Source organism: Rhizobium sp. CCGE531, assembly GCF_003627795.1.
Classification (GTDB): Bacteria; Pseudomonadota; Alphaproteobacteria; order Rhizobiales; family Rhizobiaceae; genus Rhizobium.
In genome coordinates this window covers 3,188,089-3,205,191 of record NZ_CP032684.1, presented here as the reverse complement: position 1 = coordinate 3,205,191, position 17,103 = coordinate 3,188,089, and the positions used below count along the sequence as shown (strand labels likewise).

Below are 17,103 nucleotides of genomic sequence, written 5' to 3'. Positions count from 1 at the left end.
GAAAGCATGGGCAAGGTAACAGGCTTCTTGGAAATCGACCGGCAGGTGGCGAAGTATCAGCCGGCGTCGGATCGCATCCGGCATTTCCGTGAATTCACGATCCCCATGTCGGACCAGGAAGTGCAGAAACAGGCAGCCCGCTGCATGGACTGTGGCATTCCCTATTGCCACGGCCCGACCGGCTGCCCGGTGCACAACCAGATCCCCGATTGGAACGACCTCGTCTACAATAACAATTGGGAGCAGGCGATCCACAACCTGCATTCGACCAACAACTTCCCGGAATTCACCGGCCGGGTCTGCCCCGCACCCTGCGAGGAGGCCTGCACGCTGAACCTGGAAGATGCGCCGGTCGCCATCAAGACCGTGGAGCAGGCGATTGCCGACAAGGCCTATGAACTCGGCTTCATCCGCCCGCAGCCGGCAACCGTGCATACAGGCAAGAAGGTCGCGATCATCGGCTCGGGCCCCGCCGGCATGGCGGCCGCCCAGCAGCTCGGCCGCGCCGGCCATGAGGTTCATCTCTACGAGCGCGAAAGCAAGGCCGGCGGCCTGCTGCGCTATGGCATCCCGGACTTCAAGATGGAAAAGAACTTCATCGACCGCCGCGTCGAGCAGATGAAGGGCGAGGGCGTCACCTTCCATTGCGGCGTCAATGTCGGCGTCGATGTCAAGGTGGAGCAGCTTCTGGCGGACCATGATGCCGTTCTCTATTGCGGCGGCTCGGAAACTCCGCGCGAGGCAGGCATTCCCGGCGTCGAGCTTGCCGGCGTCCATGATGCCATGCCCTATCTTGTGCAGCAGAACCGCCGCGTCGGCCGCGAAAATATCGATAGCGTCGGCTGGCCCGGCGATCCGATCCTTGCCGGCGGCAAGCATATCGTCGTCGTCGGCGGCGGCGATACGGCGTCGGACTGCGTCGGCACGGCATTTCGCCAGGGTGCGGTGAAGGTGACCCAGCTCGACATCCGCCCGCAGCCGCCGGAAAAGGAAGACAAGCTCGCCGTCTGGCCGTTCTGGGCGACGAAGATGCGCACGTCGTCCTCCCAGGCCGAAGGTGCGGTTCGTGAATTCCAGGTCGCGACGCTAGAATTCATCGGCGAAGACGGCATGCTGACGGGCGTGAAGTGCTGCGAAGTGGATGAGCGCCGCAAGCCGATCGCCGGCACGGAATTCGTCATCCGCGCCGATCTCGCCTTCATCGCCATCGGCTTCCGCGGCCCGTTCAACGACAGCGTGCTGAAGGAACTCGACGGCAAGCTGACGCTGAACACGGATCGCCGCGGTTCGACCAACGTCGTTGCCAACGACAAAGACTACAAGACTTCGATCGACAAGTTCTGGACGGCCGGCGACGTTCGCCGCGGCCAGTCGCTGGTAGTCTGGGCCATCCGCGAGGGCCGCCAGGCCGCCCGCGCCATCGACGAGGCACTGATGGGCTCGACGGTTCTGCCGCAGTAAGATTTGCCGCCGTCTTCACGTAGGTTATTGGAGGCCGGGTTCGGGATGAACCCGGCCTCCTTTGTTTTTGACCGGCTGGTCCTGTTCCCGCCTATAGGATTTCTCGGCCTGCCAGACGCAGCACCTACCGCGCCGACGATCCTGGCAGCCGGTAGTCGTCCACGCGGCCGGCCGGCGCCGGATCCATTCGACCCTTGTCGACGAGCAGATCGCGTGGCGAGGGTGTCGTCACGGCGGGAGCGGGCGTGCCGCCCAGAAGCTGCGAGCCGCCGTCGAGATCGGGGTCGGAGAGGCTGATCGGCTGCGTGCGGGTTATTTTTTCCATCTCGGTTGCGGGCAGGTTGGCCTGCTGTGCCGGCAGCGGATTGCCCGTGTCGAGGCGGGTGATATCGGGGCTTGCCTGATCTCCCAATATCCGGCGCGCCGGCTTCTCGACATAAAAGGCGACCTTGCGCTTGCCGGCCGCCGTCAGGTTGACGCCATCAGCCGTCCTCAATCGAACCTGCTGGCCGTTCATATCGGAGCCGGTGACGATGAACTCGCCGTTCTGGTCGGTAAATCCGTCCCAGATGTCGATGAATTCGCCGCCGACGCTGGTCATCTGACTTTGGTAGACCTGATTGAGCTTGACCGCACCGGCGCTCAACTGGTCCGAACCGAAGGAAGGCAGCCCCACCCAGAGCAGCGGAATATGACGGCTCGTCACCAGCTTGGCAAATTGCTGCACGCGCTCTTCATAGGCGAGGAACCACGGGTCGGTGCCGTATTTCTCGTTGAGCCCGTCACCGATCATCTGCTGGCGGTCGTTGGCGCCGATCATGACGACGACCATGGCCGGCTTCAACTGATCGATCATGCCGGGCAATTGCTGGGGCCAGTTGTAATAGTCCTGCCGGACGAGGCCGGAAGCGACATTGCCACGCGACTGGACGACAATGCCGGGGGAGGTGGAGAAAGCCTCCTCCAGTCCGGTTGCCAGGCCGCTCGCCAGGAAGTCGCCGACGACGAGGATGGTCTTGGCATCGGGGAGCTTTTCTGTCGCTGGCGGCGTTTCCGGCTGCACGACCGGCTGGCGGGGTGGCGGGCTCGGCCGCTTGCGCGGCTGGGCCTTTCGCCGTGGTGGCGGCTGGTCGGCGGATTGATCGGGATAGTCGGGTCCGCGGGTGCCGAACAGCATATCGAGCAGGTTTCTGCGCGGCCGTTCCTGCCCTTCGGCCACGCTCGACAGGCAGCCAACCATGATGACGGCCGCGAGAAATGCCGTGAGGACAATCCTTACTGTTGTCATGGTCGCGCGGGCAGGTCGTTTTATCATAGCTTCTTTTCCGCTCACGCTCCGCGGTCGCATGAGGACATTTTTCCCGTCCAGCGACCCAGGATTCGTTCTATGCGGCCTACTTGCGCAATGCCTTCAGCAGGCCCATCGAGGGCTCGCCATCCGCATCCATGCCCATGCGTTGCTGAAGGGCTGATATCGCAGCCTTGGAGCCCGATCCGAAATTGCCGTCGACGACGCCGTCGTAATAGCCGAGTTCCTTCAGGCGCGTCTGCAGCTCGAATTTCTGCTTGACGTCGAGTGCACCGCTCGGGCGCGGCCAGGATTGCTGCATGCCGCCATAGCCGGCGATCTGGTCAGCGAGCAAGCCGACGGCCAGTGCATAGCTGTCGGAGGCGTTGTAGCGCTTGACGGTGAAGAAGTTGCCGGTCATCAGGAAGCCCGGGCCATCCAAGCCGCCCGGCATCTTCAGCTGGGCGCGGTCGGAGGTCATGCGGAAGCTCTTGCCGTTCGGACGGACGAAGCCAAGGGCTGCCCATTGTGCGACGGTATGGGTCTTGCCTGCCTGGGCGCTGCCGCCCGATGGTACAACGACTTCATAGCCCCATGTGCGCCCCGCATCCCAGCCGTTCTTGGCAAGAAGGTTGGCCGTGGTCGCCAAGGCGTCCGGGATGGAGTTCCAGATGTCTGGATGGCCGCTGCCGTCGGCATCCACGGCATAGAGCAGGTAGCTTGTCGGGATGAATTGCGTATGGCCCATGGCGCCGGCCCAGGAGCCGTTCAGCTCCTTGCGCGAGATATCGCCCTTCTGCAGGATCTTCAGTGCGGCGACCAGCTGCTTCTTGGCATAATTGGCCCGCTTGGGATCGGCGTAGGCGAGCGTCGCAAGCGCGCGGGGCACATAATGCAGCCGATCGTTCTTGGCCAGCACGGCGCCGTAGTTCGATTCCATCGACCAGATCGCCAGCATGATGTTTCTGTCGACGCCGAAGCGCTGCTCGAGCACGCGCAGCGTGGATGCATATTTGACCGCCATCTTCCGGCCAATATCCACGGTATAGGGATTGACACGGGAGTCGAGGTAGTCCCAGATCTGGGACTTGAACTCCGGTTGATACTGCGCTTTTTCGAGGACCGTGGGGTCGGGGTCCGTCACGCCGGCAAATGCATCGCGATAGGTCGATTGTGTAATGCCGCTCTTTGCAGCGGTGGCGTAGAAGCCCGCGATCCATTTCTGGAACCCAGGGTCAGCGTTGGCGTTAACGGGGAAGAATCCCGCAAAAGCGCCGAGCGCGAGCGCCAGAGCGAGACCACGAAGGGAGTTTTTGCGGTTTACAGTCATCTACAGCCGTGTCCATCAATCGTTGGATTTCGGTGCGGCGAAGCAAATGGCATTCGCCCGAGCGTGACACTAAAGGAACGAAGTCAACAAATTCTTTACCATGGAAGTGAGGGCCAGTCATTATTTGCAAAACAGTAGCAAATTTAATCTACTGACGTTTCGAATGGCTTGGCGCCAGCGATTTAATGCCCAGGAGGTATGAGTGGGACAGCATAAGAAGGTGCGTAAGGCAGTATTTCCGGTTGCCGGACTAGGGACGCGGTTCCTGCCGGCGACCAAGGCGGTGCCGAAGGAAATGCTGACTGTCGTGGACAAGCCGGTGATCCAATACGTCGTCGACGAGGCGATGGAAGCGGGCATCGAGCATTTCGTGTTCGTGACGGGCCGCAGCAAGCACGTCATCGAAGATTATTTCGATATCCAGTTCGAGCTCGAGCATACGCTGCGCCAGCGCAACAAGAATGCCGAACTGTCGCTATTGAACGGCCTGCTGCCGAAGGCGGGTACGGCGAGCTTCACGCGCCAGCAGGAACCGCTCGGCCTCGGCCACGCCGTCTGGTGTGCCCGCGAGATCGTCGGCGACGAGCCCTTCGCGCTGCTGCTGCCCGACATGGTCATGCGCGCCGAAAAGGGCTGCATGAGGGGCATGATCGAGCTTTACGAGCATAGCGGCGGCAATGTCATCGCCGTCGAGGAATGTGCGCCTGACCAGACCCATAAATACGGGATCGTCGGCGTCGGTGAGACGATCGGCAATGGCTTCCGCATCACCGAGATGGTCGAAAAGCCGGCCAAGGGTACGGCTCCGTCCAACTTCTTCATCAACGGCCGTTACATCCTGCAGCCGGAAATCTTCCGTATCCTTGAAAGCCAGGAGCGCGGCGCTGGCAACGAGATCCAGCTGACCGACGGCATGCTGAAGCTCGCGCAGACGCAGGATTTCGCCGGCTATCACTTTGAGGGCCAGACCTTCGACTGTGGCGCAAAGGATGGCTTCATCCTCGCCAACGTCGCTTTCTCACTGGCGCGCGCGGACATCCGCCCGACCATCGAAAACGAGCTGAAGGCGCTGATCGCAGCCCTGAAATAAGCGCTTGTAATCTTCACAGGCAAAGCATCGAGGCCCGGTCATGCCGGGCCTCATTTCGTTTGCGCTGACAAAACGTCACGGATGCTTTAGATCAACGCTTCACCGTCAGGCCGACGCCGGCCTGCAGCTGGTGCGTATCGTCGCCGGCCTTTCTGGTGGTCAGCTGATAGCCGATATTGCTGGTCAGATCGAGGTAGCGGTTGATCCCCCAGGTCAGGCCGAAAGCCGTGTCGTATTCGGTTTCGTCGGAGGCGCCACCGTTGGAAGGATAGTCGCGCCAGATCGTTCCGCCCGTCACTTTGGCGGTCAGATCGTCGCGCAGCTGATGGCTTACGGTGCTCGTGAGCTGGTAGGCGGTATAGCCGCTGAGGCCAGCCGTGGTGGAGGGCTGGACCGTGGTCGAAAGGCCGACGCTGATATCCGTACCGCGCTGCGGCGACCAGGCGAGATTGCCGTCGATCGTCGGTGAGTCAACCGAGGCCAGGCGCGAATCGTCGAATTGCGTGTGCTGATAGCCGAAGCCGAGCTCGCCCTTGAACTTTTCGCCAAGGTCGAATTCAACGCCGCCCTTGCCGCCATAGCTCTGGTTCGAGCGGGCATAGCCGTTGCTGTCGCGCGCCTGATCGTAGAAGGCTCGGCCGAGATTGACTTCCACGAAGGGAATGATGGCCGGCGAAAGCTCATAGCCGATACGTCCGCGCCAGGTGCCGGCCGTCTGGTCACGGTCGCTGAGCGTGACCTTGGTTCCGTCGGAAAGCACGGCATCGGAATAGACCGTGCGCGTCAGCGCCAGTGCGGTCGTACCGCGCAGCAGGCCGAAGTCGCGTTCCAGCGAAAGCCCGGTTGTGAACTGGTTGACGGCCGATTGCTTCGAGGCGCCGGCGATCGCATTCGGGTCGCTCGTGTCCTCGCGGTAGAACTGATAGCCGGCGGTGATATGCGCGGTGGTATCGGCGGGAAGATCGAGCCGCAGGTCGGCGTTGAGATTGATGGTCGGCTTTTCTTCGCTCTTGCCGCTGAGGTTCTTTTGCCAGACGCCTTCGCCGGTAACGGTCAGGGCATGCCGGTCCCAATCCGAGGTCAAGGTGCTGCGCAGATCCGTCTGCAGGAAGGTGCGGTTGTCCTCGGTGGAGCCGGTGCGATCCCGCTCGATATTGATCGACTGGTTGACGGAAGGACGCAGGGTGAAGGTGCCGAGCGGTATGCCCTGGACATCCGCGCGATCCGGATGCTGGCGCGCCTTCAGTCCGTCGACGGTCGGTTCCGCCAGGTTGACGCGGCGCAGGTCGTTATCGAGCGTGGAGCCGGTGGTCGTGGGATCGACGCTGTCGAGGCGAAGGCGCATGTTCGGCGGCATGTCGCTATTCGACGCGCTCGTGGACGCCCGGTTCGTCGGTGGGGCCGCTTGCGTACCGCCCGACGAGATTGCCGTCGGATCGGCCGGGTATGCCGATGCCGACGCAGGTAAGGTGTCGCCGAGGTCCTGGCCGGGCGAGAGCGATTGCGCGTTGACCGACATCGGCGCGGCGAATGCGATGCCCCAGCCGAGCACGGCGGAGGTCGCCCACGCCGTCAGCCGGAGGGCACCGTGACCCGCCTTGTCCTTGCCGATGTTCATTTTGTTTATGTCTGGCCCTGCTGGAAATGTCTTAAAGTTCTTACCCAAGTGTAAAGCCGCGTGGTTAACGCTTGGTTGCCAAAGGACTGCCTACGGATGCGGATCAGCAATATTGTCGACATGGCACAGCAGGCCGGCGTTGGGCCATAAGTCGATCTTTTGTGGACAGATTTGGAGAAAAGCGTTAGGCCTCCCTCATGAATAAGAGAGCTGTGAGACTCATCGAGAACGGTGCGATCGAATCCGCCATGCGGACGATCGAGACCGAGAGGCGGGGCATGGAGGCGCTGGAACGCGCTCTGACCAACGGTCTGGCCGAGCCTTTCAGCCGCGCGGTGGAGATCATCGGCGACATCAGCGGCCGCGTCGTCATCACCGGCGTCGGCAAGAGCGGCCATATCGGCAACAAGCTTGCCGCCAGTCTGGCCTCCACGGGGACCCCGGCTTTCTTCGTGCATCCGGTCGAAGCCAATCACGGCGATCTCGGCATGATCACGCAGGACGACGTCATCATCGCGATATCCTGGGGCGGCGAGAGCGCCGAGTTGCGCGGCATTATCAGCTATTCCCGCCGCTTCTCGATCCCGATGATCGCCATCACCGCCGGCGAGACTTCCACCCTTGCACGCGAGTCGGACGTGGTTCTGCTGCTGCCGAAGGAGCAGGAGGCCTGCCCGCACGGGCTGGCGCCGACGACATCGACGCTGCTCCAGCTTGCCATCGGCGATGCGCTGACCGTGGCGCTGCTGGAGGCGAGGGGCTTTACAGCTGAGGATTTCCGTACCTTCCATCCGGGCGGCAAGCTGGGCGCCAGCCTCTCGCACGTCGCCGATATCATGCACAAGGGCGATCGTGTGCCCCTGGTCAAGCTCGGCACCGGCATGCCGGAAGCGGCGATGAGGCTCTCGCGAATGCGCTTCGGCTGTGTCGGCGTGATCGACGACGACGGTTGCCTCTGCGGCATCGTCACCGATGGCGACATCGCCCGCAATCTCGGCACCAGCCTTGCCGAGAAGCTCGTGGATGAGGTGATGACCCGCAATCCGAAGACGGTGAAGGAGACGACGCTGGCGACGAGCGCCATGGCCGTGCTCAATCGCCACAATATCTCGGCGCTGATTGTCGTCGACAATGAGCGGCGTCCGATCGGTCTCGTGCACTTCCACGACCTGCTGCGGATCGGCGTTGTCTGATCAGACGGGTTCGACCGTAAGCTCACGGCCGTTGCTGGCGATGACCTTGACGCGCGTGCCGACAGGCAAGTCCGGCCCGCTGACCGTCCAGTAGGTATCGTTCAGGCGAATGCGCCCCCGGCCTTCGGCGATCGGTTGCTCGAGGGTTGCCGTGCGCCCGACCAGGCTGGCGCCGCGCTGGTTCAGGAACGGCTCATCCGTAACCTGGTTGTTATTGTAGAGATAGCGGCGCCCAATCAGGGTGACGATCACGGCCGTGGCCGCGAAGACGAGCCCCTGCACCTGCCAGACCCAGAAGGCGCTATCCCAGAAAAGCAGTGACAAGGCGCCGACGATGATGCCGGCCAGGCCGACCCACACCAGGAAGAAGCCCGGCAGGATCAGCTCGGCGGCGAGCAGCACCAATCCGAACAGCCACCAGCTCCAGGGGCCGAGTTCCACGACAAGATTGTCGAACATCTCAGCTCTCCCGAGAGGGCAGCGGATTGACGGACGGCGTGGTGCGAACCGTGCCCGACCGTGGCTGGGAAGGTTGCGGAGCGCCGTTGCCGCCGCCATTGTCGCCGAAGACTTCGCGGGCGATGGCGCCGATGCCGCCGAGCGAGCCGATGAGGGAGCTGGCCTCCATCGGCATCAGCACGATTTTCGAATTGCCGGCGGAGCCGATCGCGGTCAGGGCTTCGGTGTATTTTTGCGCAATGAAGTAATTGATCGCCTGCACATTGCCCTCGGCGATGGCCTCGGACACCACGCGGGTCGCCTTGGCTTCGGCCTCGGCAAGACGCTCGCGCGCCTCGGCATTACGGAACGCGGCTTCGCGCTGGCCTTCCGCCTGCAGCACGGCTGCCTGCTTGGCGCCCTCGGCGCGCAGGATCTGGGCGTTGCGCAGGCCCTCTGCCTCCAGGACCTGCGCGCGCTTTTCACGCTCGGCCTTCATCTGCCGCGCCATGGCATCCACAAGATCTTTCGGCGGCTGGATGTCCTTGATCTCGACGCGCGTCATCTTGATGCCCCAGGGTTCGGCCGCCTCGTCAACCACGCGCAGCAGCCGCTCGTTGATCATATCGCGGTTCGACAGCAATTCATCGAGGTCCATGGAGCCCATGACGGAGCGGATGTTGGTCTTGGTGAGATTGAGGATCGCGTTTTCGAGATTGGTGATCTGATAGGCGGCCTGGGCCGCGTTCAGCACCTGAAAGAAGGCGACCGCATCGGCCGCGATGCTGGCATTGTCCTTGGTGATGACTTCCTGTGTCGGCACGGCCAGCACCTGTTCCATCACGTTCATGCGCGCGCCGACCGTTTCGATGAAGGGCACGATCAGGTTGAGCCCCGGCTCCAATGTGCGGATGTAGCGACCGAAGCGCTGGACCGTGTATCGATAGCCCTGCGGCACGGTCTTGATCCCTGCGAACAGCACTAGGATGACCAAGACGATCAGGGCAATCACGACGATGCTGAAACCACCGACTACCATCAAACTCCTCCATGGGCGCGCCCCGCCTGCAGCGAAACCGCGTCGCGTCAATCGCTGCCGTTCTGCCTTCGATCGCTCGGTCGAGCATACGAGGCGGCAGCTCAATCAGATGTGGTGGGTTAACATGTTCTCGACAAGTGAGGAATGGGCGTCGAAAGGGAAGGCGCTGGCAAGTTCGAATCAATCAATCGCGACCGGGTCTTGCTTCCGGCGGTTGATCTTCATACTTTATTGTAAGAATTCCGGCCCCGCTGCTAAGCAGCCTTTTGGGCCATGTCATCGCGCATCACCAGGGTGGAGCTATGAATATCGATAGGACCTTGCGGTCGGTCGTGGCCGTGCACGCCTCAATTCCGGAAGATGCCTTCACAGCGGCAACGCTCGGCACCCGCAGGGAAGGCAGCGGCGTGGTCATCCGGGGCAACGGGCTCGTCTTGACCATCGGCTACCTGATTACCGAAGCCGACAATGTCTGGTTGACGACCAATAGCGGCCGCGTCGTGCCTGGCCATGCCTTGGCTTACGATCAGGAAACCGGGTTCGGTCTGGTGCAGGCGCTCGGTCCACTCGACGTGCCCGCCCTGGAATTCGGCGACGCGGACAAGGCCGAGATCGGCGATGCGGTCGTCGTTGCCGACGGGATCGGTCAATTCGTCGAGGCGAAGATCGTCGCCAAGCAGGAGTTTGCCGGTTATTGGGAATATCTGGTCGATGAGGCGATCTTCGTTGCGCCGGCGCATCCCTCATGGGGCGGCGCGGCTCTCCTCGACGAAGATGGCAAGCTTCTCGGCGTCGGCTCGCTGCATTTGCAGATGGCAACCGAGAACGGCGATAGCGCCGACATCAACATGATCGTGCCGATCAACCTGCTATTGCCGATCCTGGACGATCTCATCAAGCGCGGGCGGGTCAGCAAGCCGCCACGGCCCTGGCTTGGGGCCTTCTCGGCCGAAAGCAATGGCGAAGTCGTTGTCATGAGCGTCACCGAGGGCGGTCCGGCGGCCAAGGCGGGATTGCGCCGTGGCGACGTCATTTCGGAGATCCGCGACGGAGAAGTGGACGGTCTCGCGGACTTCTACCGCAAGGTATGGGAGAGCGGGCCGGCCGGCGCCGAGATCCCCATGCGGGTGCTGCGCGATGGCCGCGAAGCCTGGCTGCGTGTCAAGTCGGCCGATCGCGGCAGCTTCCTCAAGAAGCCGCAGCTGCAATAGAGCATTTCCGCTTTTCTTCGAATCGCGAAAACGCCCTATCTTCTTGTTTTTCTACGCATTCCGGACGGAAAACCGCTGCGCACTTTTCCTGGAATTGCTCTAGACGTCCGCCGCCGGCGGGCCTCTCACGCCCAGCCCAGCAGCTCCCGCCGCACGACCTTTTCGAGCACTTTCATGCCGTCTTCGCTGTCGTTGAGACAGGGAATATGGGTGAATTTCTCGCCGCCATTATGATGGAAGGATTCGGCTGCCTGCTCGGCGATTTCCTCCAGCGTCTCCAGGCAGTCGGAGACGAAGCCCGGATTGAGAACGGCGATACGCTTGGTGCCGCTTTTGGCAAGCTCTTCCACCGTCTTGTCGGTATAGGGCTGCAGCCATTCCTCCGGACCGAAACGGGACTGGAACGTGACCATGAACTGATCCTCCGTAAGTCCGAGCTTTTCGCGCAGCAGGCGGCCGGTTTCGATGCATTGGCCGTAGTAGGGGTCGCCCTTCTGTGAGTAGGACAGCGGAATGCCATGGAAGGAGGCCAGTACCTTTTCCGGCTGCCAGTCGAGCGTCGCAAGATGCCGGGTGACGGAAGCGGCAAGCGCTTCGATATAGGTCGGGTCGGTATGATAGTCCGGCACGGTGCGCAGGGCCGGCTGCCAGCGCATCTTCACCAGTTTCTCGAAAGCCTTGTCGTTGACCGTGGCGGTGGTTGCCGCCGCATATTGCGGATAGAGAGGGAAGAGTACGATGCGGTCGCAGCCGCGATCCTGCAGCGCCTGAATGCGCTCACCAATCGATGGCGTGCCGTAGCGCATCGCCCAGTCGACGATGACATCAGGCAGGTCCGCTAGCCGCGCCGCCATAAGCTCCGATTGGTTGCGGGTATAGGTGCGCAGGAAGCTCTCATTCCTTTCCTTGTTCCAGATCGTCTCATAGGCCTTGCCGACCTTCTGCGGCCGGGTGTTGAGGACGATGCCGAAGAGGATCGGATACCATTTCCAACGCGACCATTCGATCACCCGCCGGTCGGTCAGGAATTCACGCAGATAGCGCCGCATCGATGTGTAGTCGGTGCCGTCAGGGGTGCCGAGGTTGACGAGGAGGACGCCGATCTTGCCGGATTGCTGTTGTGGTTGGCCGGTCACGGCTGCTGCGGTCATCAATCATACCTTCTAAGCGAAACGAAGCACTTCACATAAGAACAAAAGCCGGCCCGGGAAAGCCCGGACCGACTCTCTCATGCGAGACAAATCGTCCTTACTTGGACGGAATCCTCAACTTTTCGCCGACCGGGAGATGATGCGGCTTGATATTGCGGTTGGCGGCCAGAAGTTTGTGCCATTGCCCGGCATTGGCATAGTAGGTCTTGGCAAGATCCCAGAGCGTATCGCCGGCGACGATGACATGCGTCGTCGGCGTCTTTGGCGGTTCACTGGCCGAAACTGCCGGTGCGGTTGCCTCCGGCGTTGTTGCGGCGGGAGCGCTCGTCGCGGGTGTCGCGGTTGCCGGAGTTTCCGTCGCGGGCGCCGCTGTGGCGGGCGTCGACGTTGCCGGGTCCGATTTTGCCGGAGCGGATGGCGTCGCCGCCGGATTTGCCGGCATGGTCGTGCTGGGTATCGTGACCTTGGGAGCCGAAGAGGCGGGCGGCGTCGCAGTGGAAGAGGCTGCGCCACCGTCGGTGGCCGGTACCGGTTTTTGCTCGGGCGCGGCCTGCTGTGTGGCAGTATCGGCCGGCTTTACCGGCTCGGGCTGCGCCGCTGCCGTGGCTGCGCCGACCTGGCTTATGCGACCGTCCGTATAGGGCCTGTAGGGGTTGTGCGCGCCAAGATAGTCGGCGACCACCGATTCCAGATTGGGGCCGAAATCATAGGCGTTCTTGGCATCCTTGGCGAAGACCGCATAGCCATCGCCGCCGGCGCGCATATAATTGTTGCTGACGACACCATAGGCTTTTTCAGGATCGATCGGCTTGAATTCCGTGCCTTCCTGCACCTCGACGGATACCAGGCGGCTACCGGCCGGCTTTGTCTTGTCGAAGCTGTATTTGAGGCCGGCAACCTGCGGGAAGCGGCCGGCGCCTTCATCGATCTGGCTGAGGCCGTTTTCCAGCGCCGCCTTTACCTCCGCGCCGGTCAGCTGGAAGGTCGCGACCGTGTTCTGGAAGGGCAGCACGGTCAGGACATCGCCCATGCTGACATCGCCGGCGCCGATGGAGGCACGCAGGCCGCCGCCGTTCTGGACGGCGATGGAAATTCCTTGCGCCTTCGTGCGGTCGAGCATCGCATCGGCAACGAGATTGCCCATCGAGCATTCCTGAACGCGGCAGATTTCACGCGCTCCTTCGATCGGGGCCTGCGAGCTGCCGATGACCTTCTTGCGCAGTTCCTCGATCGGCTTGGCCATTTCCTGCACGCGAGCGGCGATCGCCGGATCGGGCTTGATGGAGGCATCGAGCAGGATCGGGTCACCCTTGGCATCCTTGATGACGCCTTTGTCGTCGAAGGTGACGACGAGATCGCCGAGATACTTGCCATAGGAGGCGGCCTGTACCACAGGCACCTTATAGCCCGCCGGATTGTCGACCATGGTCGGATAGGGGCCGGCTGCCTTCGGGTCGGTATTCGACAAAAGCGTGTGCGAATGGCCGCCGACGACGATGCTGACGCCGGCGATCTTGGCGATCTTCTCGACATCGCGTGGATAGCCGACATGGGTAAGGGCGATGATCTTGTTGACGCCCTGCGACTTTAGCGCATCCACCTCGGCGCTGATGGCGGCGGCATCGTCGGTGATCTTCACATGCGGGCCGGGCGAGGCCAGCTCCGGTGTTTCGGTCGTCACGGCGCCGACGATGCCGATCTTCTGGCCGCCGATATCGAGCACGATGGATTTCTTGATGCGCTCGCCAAGCTTCGACTGGTCGTCGACCACCAGATTGGCGGTTACGACCGGGAACTGCGCCTTGTCGAGGAAGGCCGCAAGCGGGCCTTCGCCATCGTCGAACTCGTGATTGCCGACCGTCATGGCGTCGATCTTCACGTCGTTGAGGAATTCGACTTCGGCCGCGCCCTTGTAGGTGGTGTAGAACAGCGAGCCCTGGAAATTGTCGCCGGCATCGAGAACCAGCACATTCTGGCCGGCAAGCGCGGCGCGGCGCTGGTCGATGATGGTCTTCAGCCGGGCTGCGCCGCCGAAGCACTCATTCTTGGCTTCCTCGGCCGCGGAGCAGGTCGCATCGAACTTGTTGATCGATTCCACGCGCGAATGGAAATCATTGAAGTGCAGGATGTTGAGCTGATAGTCCGCGAAGGCGGCGCTGGTGCTGAGCGCCAGCAGCGTGGCGGCCAAAAGGCCCACTCCGAAGGCCTGCTTCATCTGTCTCTCCTGTTGGTCATCGCAATCCGGTCCGCCTATGCCCCACGGCGGCCCTCCCGCGTTGATGTTTTCATCACGGACAAGCGAGTGCAAGCAAAAGCTGTTGGCTTCATTAGGATTTTTGCAAGCGGCGAAATGAGCCGCCGGATCAGGCGCATGCCTCGACGGAGGCGGGGCCGTAGGATTCCCGCAATGCCGCGGCGGCATTCCAGCCGACGGTGCAGAAGACCAGCAGGCAGCAAAGGGAAGCCGCGAGATGAAAGCGCCGTTTCCGCTTCCGGTAGAGAAGGATCGCGCCGGCGCCATAGATCAGCAGGGCCGGCAGGGCGAAGGTGAGGACGCTGATCGGCCCATCGCAATCGAGCGCCTCGATGCCCTGCGCCCGATAGGTGTTGACGGGGAGAACCGTCGCCAGGAGGGCGACGGGGAAGGCTGCAATGAGAGCCAGATAGAGGACCAGCACGCCGCGCATGATGCCTTATCCGTCCAGCGGGCTCATATCAGCCCTGGCGATTGAGCGAGAAATGCCCGCCGGTTTCGGAGGTGCAATTGAGCTGGCTCGGATTGGCCAGGAAGCAATTCACCTTCGACGATGTGCGCTTGATGTTCGAATAAAGATTGATCTGGATCGTGCCCGACGGATCGGTCGTGTAGGTTCCCGAGGCCATCTGCTGGTTCGTGCCGTCCGTGGTGTGCGTTTCGAATCGGCCGGCGTTGAAGGTCGAGTTCAGGCCGTTCGTATCGGCCCAGCTGCCTTCCACCGAGTTCGTCCGCGGCTGGGCGCCGGTGTTCATTCCCATCGGCGGCGGCCTCGATCCGCCGAAATCGACGCAGGCGGACAGGGCCGACGCGGCGGCAACGAGGGCAAGCAAGGTTCTTATCTTCATAAATGTCTCCCGCGAATAAGGGCGGACTAGAGGCGCATCGGTTGCAAGGAAGATGACGCGGCCATCGGGCTAAAGCAAGGCTTCACGGCCGATCTGCTTGATTTATCTGGCTTGCGTAACAAAAATGCCCGCACGACCTGTGCGGGCATTGAAGCGTTCTATCGGACGAACGCTATCGCTTTCAGCGAACCAGAATGTTCCTGAACTGCCAGGGATCCTTGGTGTCGATGTCTTCCGGGAAGAGGCCCGGACGGCCGTCGAGCGGCGTCCAGTCCGTGTAGTGACCTTCGACCGGGCCAAGGTAGGGCAGCTGCACTTCGAGGCAGCGCTTGTAGTCGACTTCGTCGGCTTCGACGATGCCGGCATTCGGGTTTTCCAGCGCCCAGACCATGCCGGCGAGCACGGCCGAGGTCACCTGCAGGCCGGTGGCGTTCTGGTAGGGAGCGATGCGGCGGGTCTCTTCGAGAGACAGGCGCGAGCCGTACCAGTAGGCATTCTTGGCATGACCGTAGAGCAGCACGCCGAGTTCGTCGATGCCGTCCTCGAGCTCGTCCTCGTCGAGAACGTGATGGACCGGCTGCGCGGTGCCGCCGTTGCCGAACATTTCGTGCAGCGAAAGCACGGCGTCATTGGCGGGATGATAGGCGTAATGGCAGGTCGGGCGGAAGGTGACTTCGCCGTCCTTGTCGCGCACGGTGAAATAGTCGGCGATCGAGATCGACTCATTGTGCGTGACGAGGAAGCCATATTGCGGGCCGGGGGTCGGGCACCAGGTGCGGACGCGGGTGTTGGCGCCCGGCTGTTCCAGATAGATGGCGGCCTGGCAGCCCTTCTTGTGCTTCTTGGCGTTCTTCGGCATCCATTCTTCATGGGTGCCCCAGCCGAGTTCGGCCGGCTGCAGGCCTTCGGAGATGAAGCCTTCGACAGACCAGGTGTTCCAGAAGACGTTGAGCGGCTTCGGATGCTTGGTGCGCTGCGTGTCGCGCTCGGCAATGTGGACGCCCTTGACGCCGACCTTCTTCATCAGCTTGGCCCAGCCTTCGCGATCGTGCTGGTCCGGCTCTTCGAACTTCAGGCCGATATCCTTGGCGAGGTTGACGAGCGCCTGCTTGACGAACCACGAGACCATGCCCGGATTGGCGCCGCAGGTGGAAACGGCCGTCGCACCGCCTGGGTTCTTCGCCTTTTCCTTGCGCATGGTTTCGCGCAGCGCGTAGTTGGTGCGGTCGGCGTTCTTCAGGCTCTTGTCGAAATAGAAGCCGAGCCAGGGTTCGACAACGGTGTCGATGTAGAGCACGTCGAGCTTGCGGCAAAGCTTGACCAAATCGAGCGAGCCGGTGTCGACCGAAAGATTGACGCAGAAGCCCTGGCCGCCGCCTTCCGTCAGGAGCGGCTTCAGGAGGTCCTTGTAATTGTCCCTGGTGACATATTCCTTGATATGACGGACGCCATGCTTTTCGAGGATCGCCAGGTGCTCGGCATCCATCTGCGGGTCGATGACCACCATCCGGCTTTTGTCGAATTTGAAATGGCGCTCGATCAGGGGCAGGGTGCCGCGGCCGATGGAGCCAAAGCCGATCATCACGATCGGACCGGTAATTTCGGCATATACCGGATAGTTCTTTTCCGTCATTCTTTTCTCCTTCGAAAGGCAGGACGCCGTTCGGTTTGCGAAATTCAATCAGAGTTTGCGCGAAAGCGCTGGCAGAGTTTGCGCGAAAACGCGAGATGAGCGGCTCTAATCATAATTTGATGTCACAATAAAGAGCTGTTCAGGGTTAGCCGGGCAAAGTCAAGAAGGCCAACATACACGCCATATGCGACGAGTTTGTTGCCTTCAAGGTTTGTTTTCACTGACCTAGGAGGAACTGGGCTCCGGCGGCCGCCTTCGTCGATCAGGCCTTTAGGGCTTCCAAGCCATCGGTGACGGTGGTGAGGGCGATTTCCTGGACCTCGTAGACGGCGATGCCATGGATGGTGAAGGGGTCGGCTGCGACATAGGCTTCTAGCTCCGTCCGCTCGCCGCGGGCGAAGACGACGCCGCCGGTGCGCGGCACCTTGCGGCCCGAGGCTAAAAACCATCCCTTGGCATAGCCTTCCTTCACCCAGGCCATATGCGGCTCCATGTATTTGTCGGCTTCGTCATTGCCCTTAAGATAGGTGAGCGAGAGAATGAACATTC

15 protein-coding genes are annotated in these 17,103 nt (G+C 61.9%); 4 read left to right on the top strand and 11 right to left on the bottom strand.

Translation table 11 applies throughout. The features are described from left to right. The first annotated feature begins 6 nt into the window (after window positions 1–6). Window positions 7–1,461 carry a glutamate synthase subunit beta gene (locus CCGE531_RS15665; protein ID WP_120665006.1) on the top strand — a complete coding sequence of 485 codons (1,455 nt, stop codon included), beginning with the start codon at window positions 7–9 and terminating at the stop codon, window positions 1,459–1,461. A 124-nt stretch (window positions 1,462–1,585) separates the two neighbouring features. Here CCGE531_RS15665 and CCGE531_RS15660 read toward each other — a convergent pair whose 3' ends face one another. Both CCGE531_RS15660 and CCGE531_RS15655 read right to left on the bottom strand, forming a co-directional pair. Next, window positions 1,586–2,776 (bottom strand): DUF459 domain-containing protein, encoded by a 1,191-nt coding sequence (locus tag CCGE531_RS15660; RefSeq protein WP_120665005.1) that lies wholly within the window; start codon window positions 2,774–2,776, stop codon window positions 1,586–1,588. A gap of 79 nt (window positions 2,777–2,855) precedes the next feature. Continuing rightward, window positions 2,856–4,079: a lytic murein transglycosylase gene (locus CCGE531_RS15655; protein WP_120665004.1), complete on the bottom strand. Its 1,224-nt coding sequence runs from the start codon at window positions 4,077–4,079 to the stop codon at window positions 2,856–2,858. Between the two features lie 202 nt (window positions 4,080–4,281). Between CCGE531_RS15655 and galU the strand changes: the two genes are divergently transcribed. Then, window positions 4,282–5,169 (top strand): UTP--glucose-1-phosphate uridylyltransferase GalU, encoded by an 888-nt coding sequence (gene galU, locus CCGE531_RS15650; protein WP_120665003.1) that lies wholly within the window; start codon window positions 4,282–4,284, stop codon window positions 5,167–5,169. Between the two features lie 91 nt (window positions 5,170–5,260). Here galU and CCGE531_RS15645 read toward each other — a convergent pair whose 3' ends face one another. Further along, window positions 5,261–6,787 (bottom strand): outer membrane beta-barrel protein, encoded by a 1,527-nt coding sequence (locus CCGE531_RS15645; RefSeq protein ID WP_120665002.1) that lies wholly within the window; start codon window positions 6,785–6,787, stop codon window positions 5,261–5,263. A gap of 197 nt (window positions 6,788–6,984) precedes the next feature. Between CCGE531_RS15645 and CCGE531_RS15640 the strand changes: the two genes are divergently transcribed. Next, complete coding sequence (locus tag CCGE531_RS15640) at window positions 6,985–7,980, top strand: KpsF/GutQ family sugar-phosphate isomerase (RefSeq protein WP_120665001.1); 996 nt, start codon at window positions 6,985–6,987, stop codon at window positions 7,978–7,980. Here CCGE531_RS15640 and CCGE531_RS15635 read toward each other — a convergent pair whose 3' ends face one another. Beyond that, window positions 7,981–8,439, bottom strand: coding sequence for an NfeD family protein (locus CCGE531_RS15635; RefSeq protein WP_120665000.1), 459 nt, complete (start codon window positions 8,437–8,439; stop codon window positions 7,981–7,983). A gap of 1 nt (window position 8,440) precedes the next feature. Continuing rightward, window positions 8,441–9,457: an SPFH domain-containing protein gene (locus CCGE531_RS15630; protein ID WP_120664999.1), complete on the bottom strand. Its 1,017-nt coding sequence runs from the start codon at window positions 9,455–9,457 to the stop codon at window positions 8,441–8,443. A 302-nt stretch (window positions 9,458–9,759) separates the two neighbouring features. On the opposite strand from CCGE531_RS15630, the gene CCGE531_RS15625 reads away from it, so the two are divergent. Continuing rightward, window positions 9,760–10,668: a S1C family serine protease gene (locus CCGE531_RS15625; protein ID WP_120664998.1), complete on the top strand. Its 909-nt coding sequence runs from the start codon at window positions 9,760–9,762 to the stop codon at window positions 10,666–10,668. A gap of 125 nt (window positions 10,669–10,793) precedes the next feature. On the opposite strand, the gene hemH is transcribed toward CCGE531_RS15625, so the two are convergent. From hemH to CCGE531_RS15595, 6 genes are all read right to left on the bottom strand, one after another. Continuing rightward, window positions 10,794–11,819: a ferrochelatase gene (gene hemH, locus CCGE531_RS15620; RefSeq protein WP_120664997.1), complete on the bottom strand. Its 1,026-nt coding sequence runs from the start codon at window positions 11,817–11,819 to the stop codon at window positions 10,794–10,796. A 97-nt stretch (window positions 11,820–11,916) separates the two neighbouring features. Continuing rightward, window positions 11,917–14,034, bottom strand: a complete 2,118-nt coding sequence (locus CCGE531_RS15615) for a 5'-nucleotidase C-terminal domain-containing protein (RefSeq protein WP_120664996.1) — start codon at window positions 14,032–14,034, stop codon at window positions 11,917–11,919. Window positions 14,035–14,182: 148 nt separating this feature from the next. Further along, window positions 14,183–14,506, bottom strand: a complete 324-nt coding sequence (locus CCGE531_RS15610) for a hypothetical protein (protein ID WP_120664995.1) — start codon at window positions 14,504–14,506, stop codon at window positions 14,183–14,185. Window positions 14,507–14,534: 28 nt separating this feature from the next. Then, window positions 14,535–14,921 (bottom strand): hypothetical protein, encoded by a 387-nt coding sequence (locus CCGE531_RS15605; protein WP_120664994.1) that lies wholly within the window; start codon window positions 14,919–14,921, stop codon window positions 14,535–14,537. Between the two features lie 181 nt (window positions 14,922–15,102). Continuing rightward, window positions 15,103–16,554, bottom strand: coding sequence for a homospermidine synthase (locus tag CCGE531_RS15600; RefSeq protein WP_120664993.1), 1,452 nt, complete (start codon window positions 16,552–16,554; stop codon window positions 15,103–15,105). Between the two features lie 262 nt (window positions 16,555–16,816). Beyond that, window positions 16,817–17,101 (bottom strand): YciI family protein, encoded by a 285-nt coding sequence (locus tag CCGE531_RS15595; RefSeq protein ID WP_120664992.1) that lies wholly within the window; start codon window positions 17,099–17,101, stop codon window positions 16,817–16,819. Window positions 17,102–17,103 lie beyond the last annotated feature (2 nt).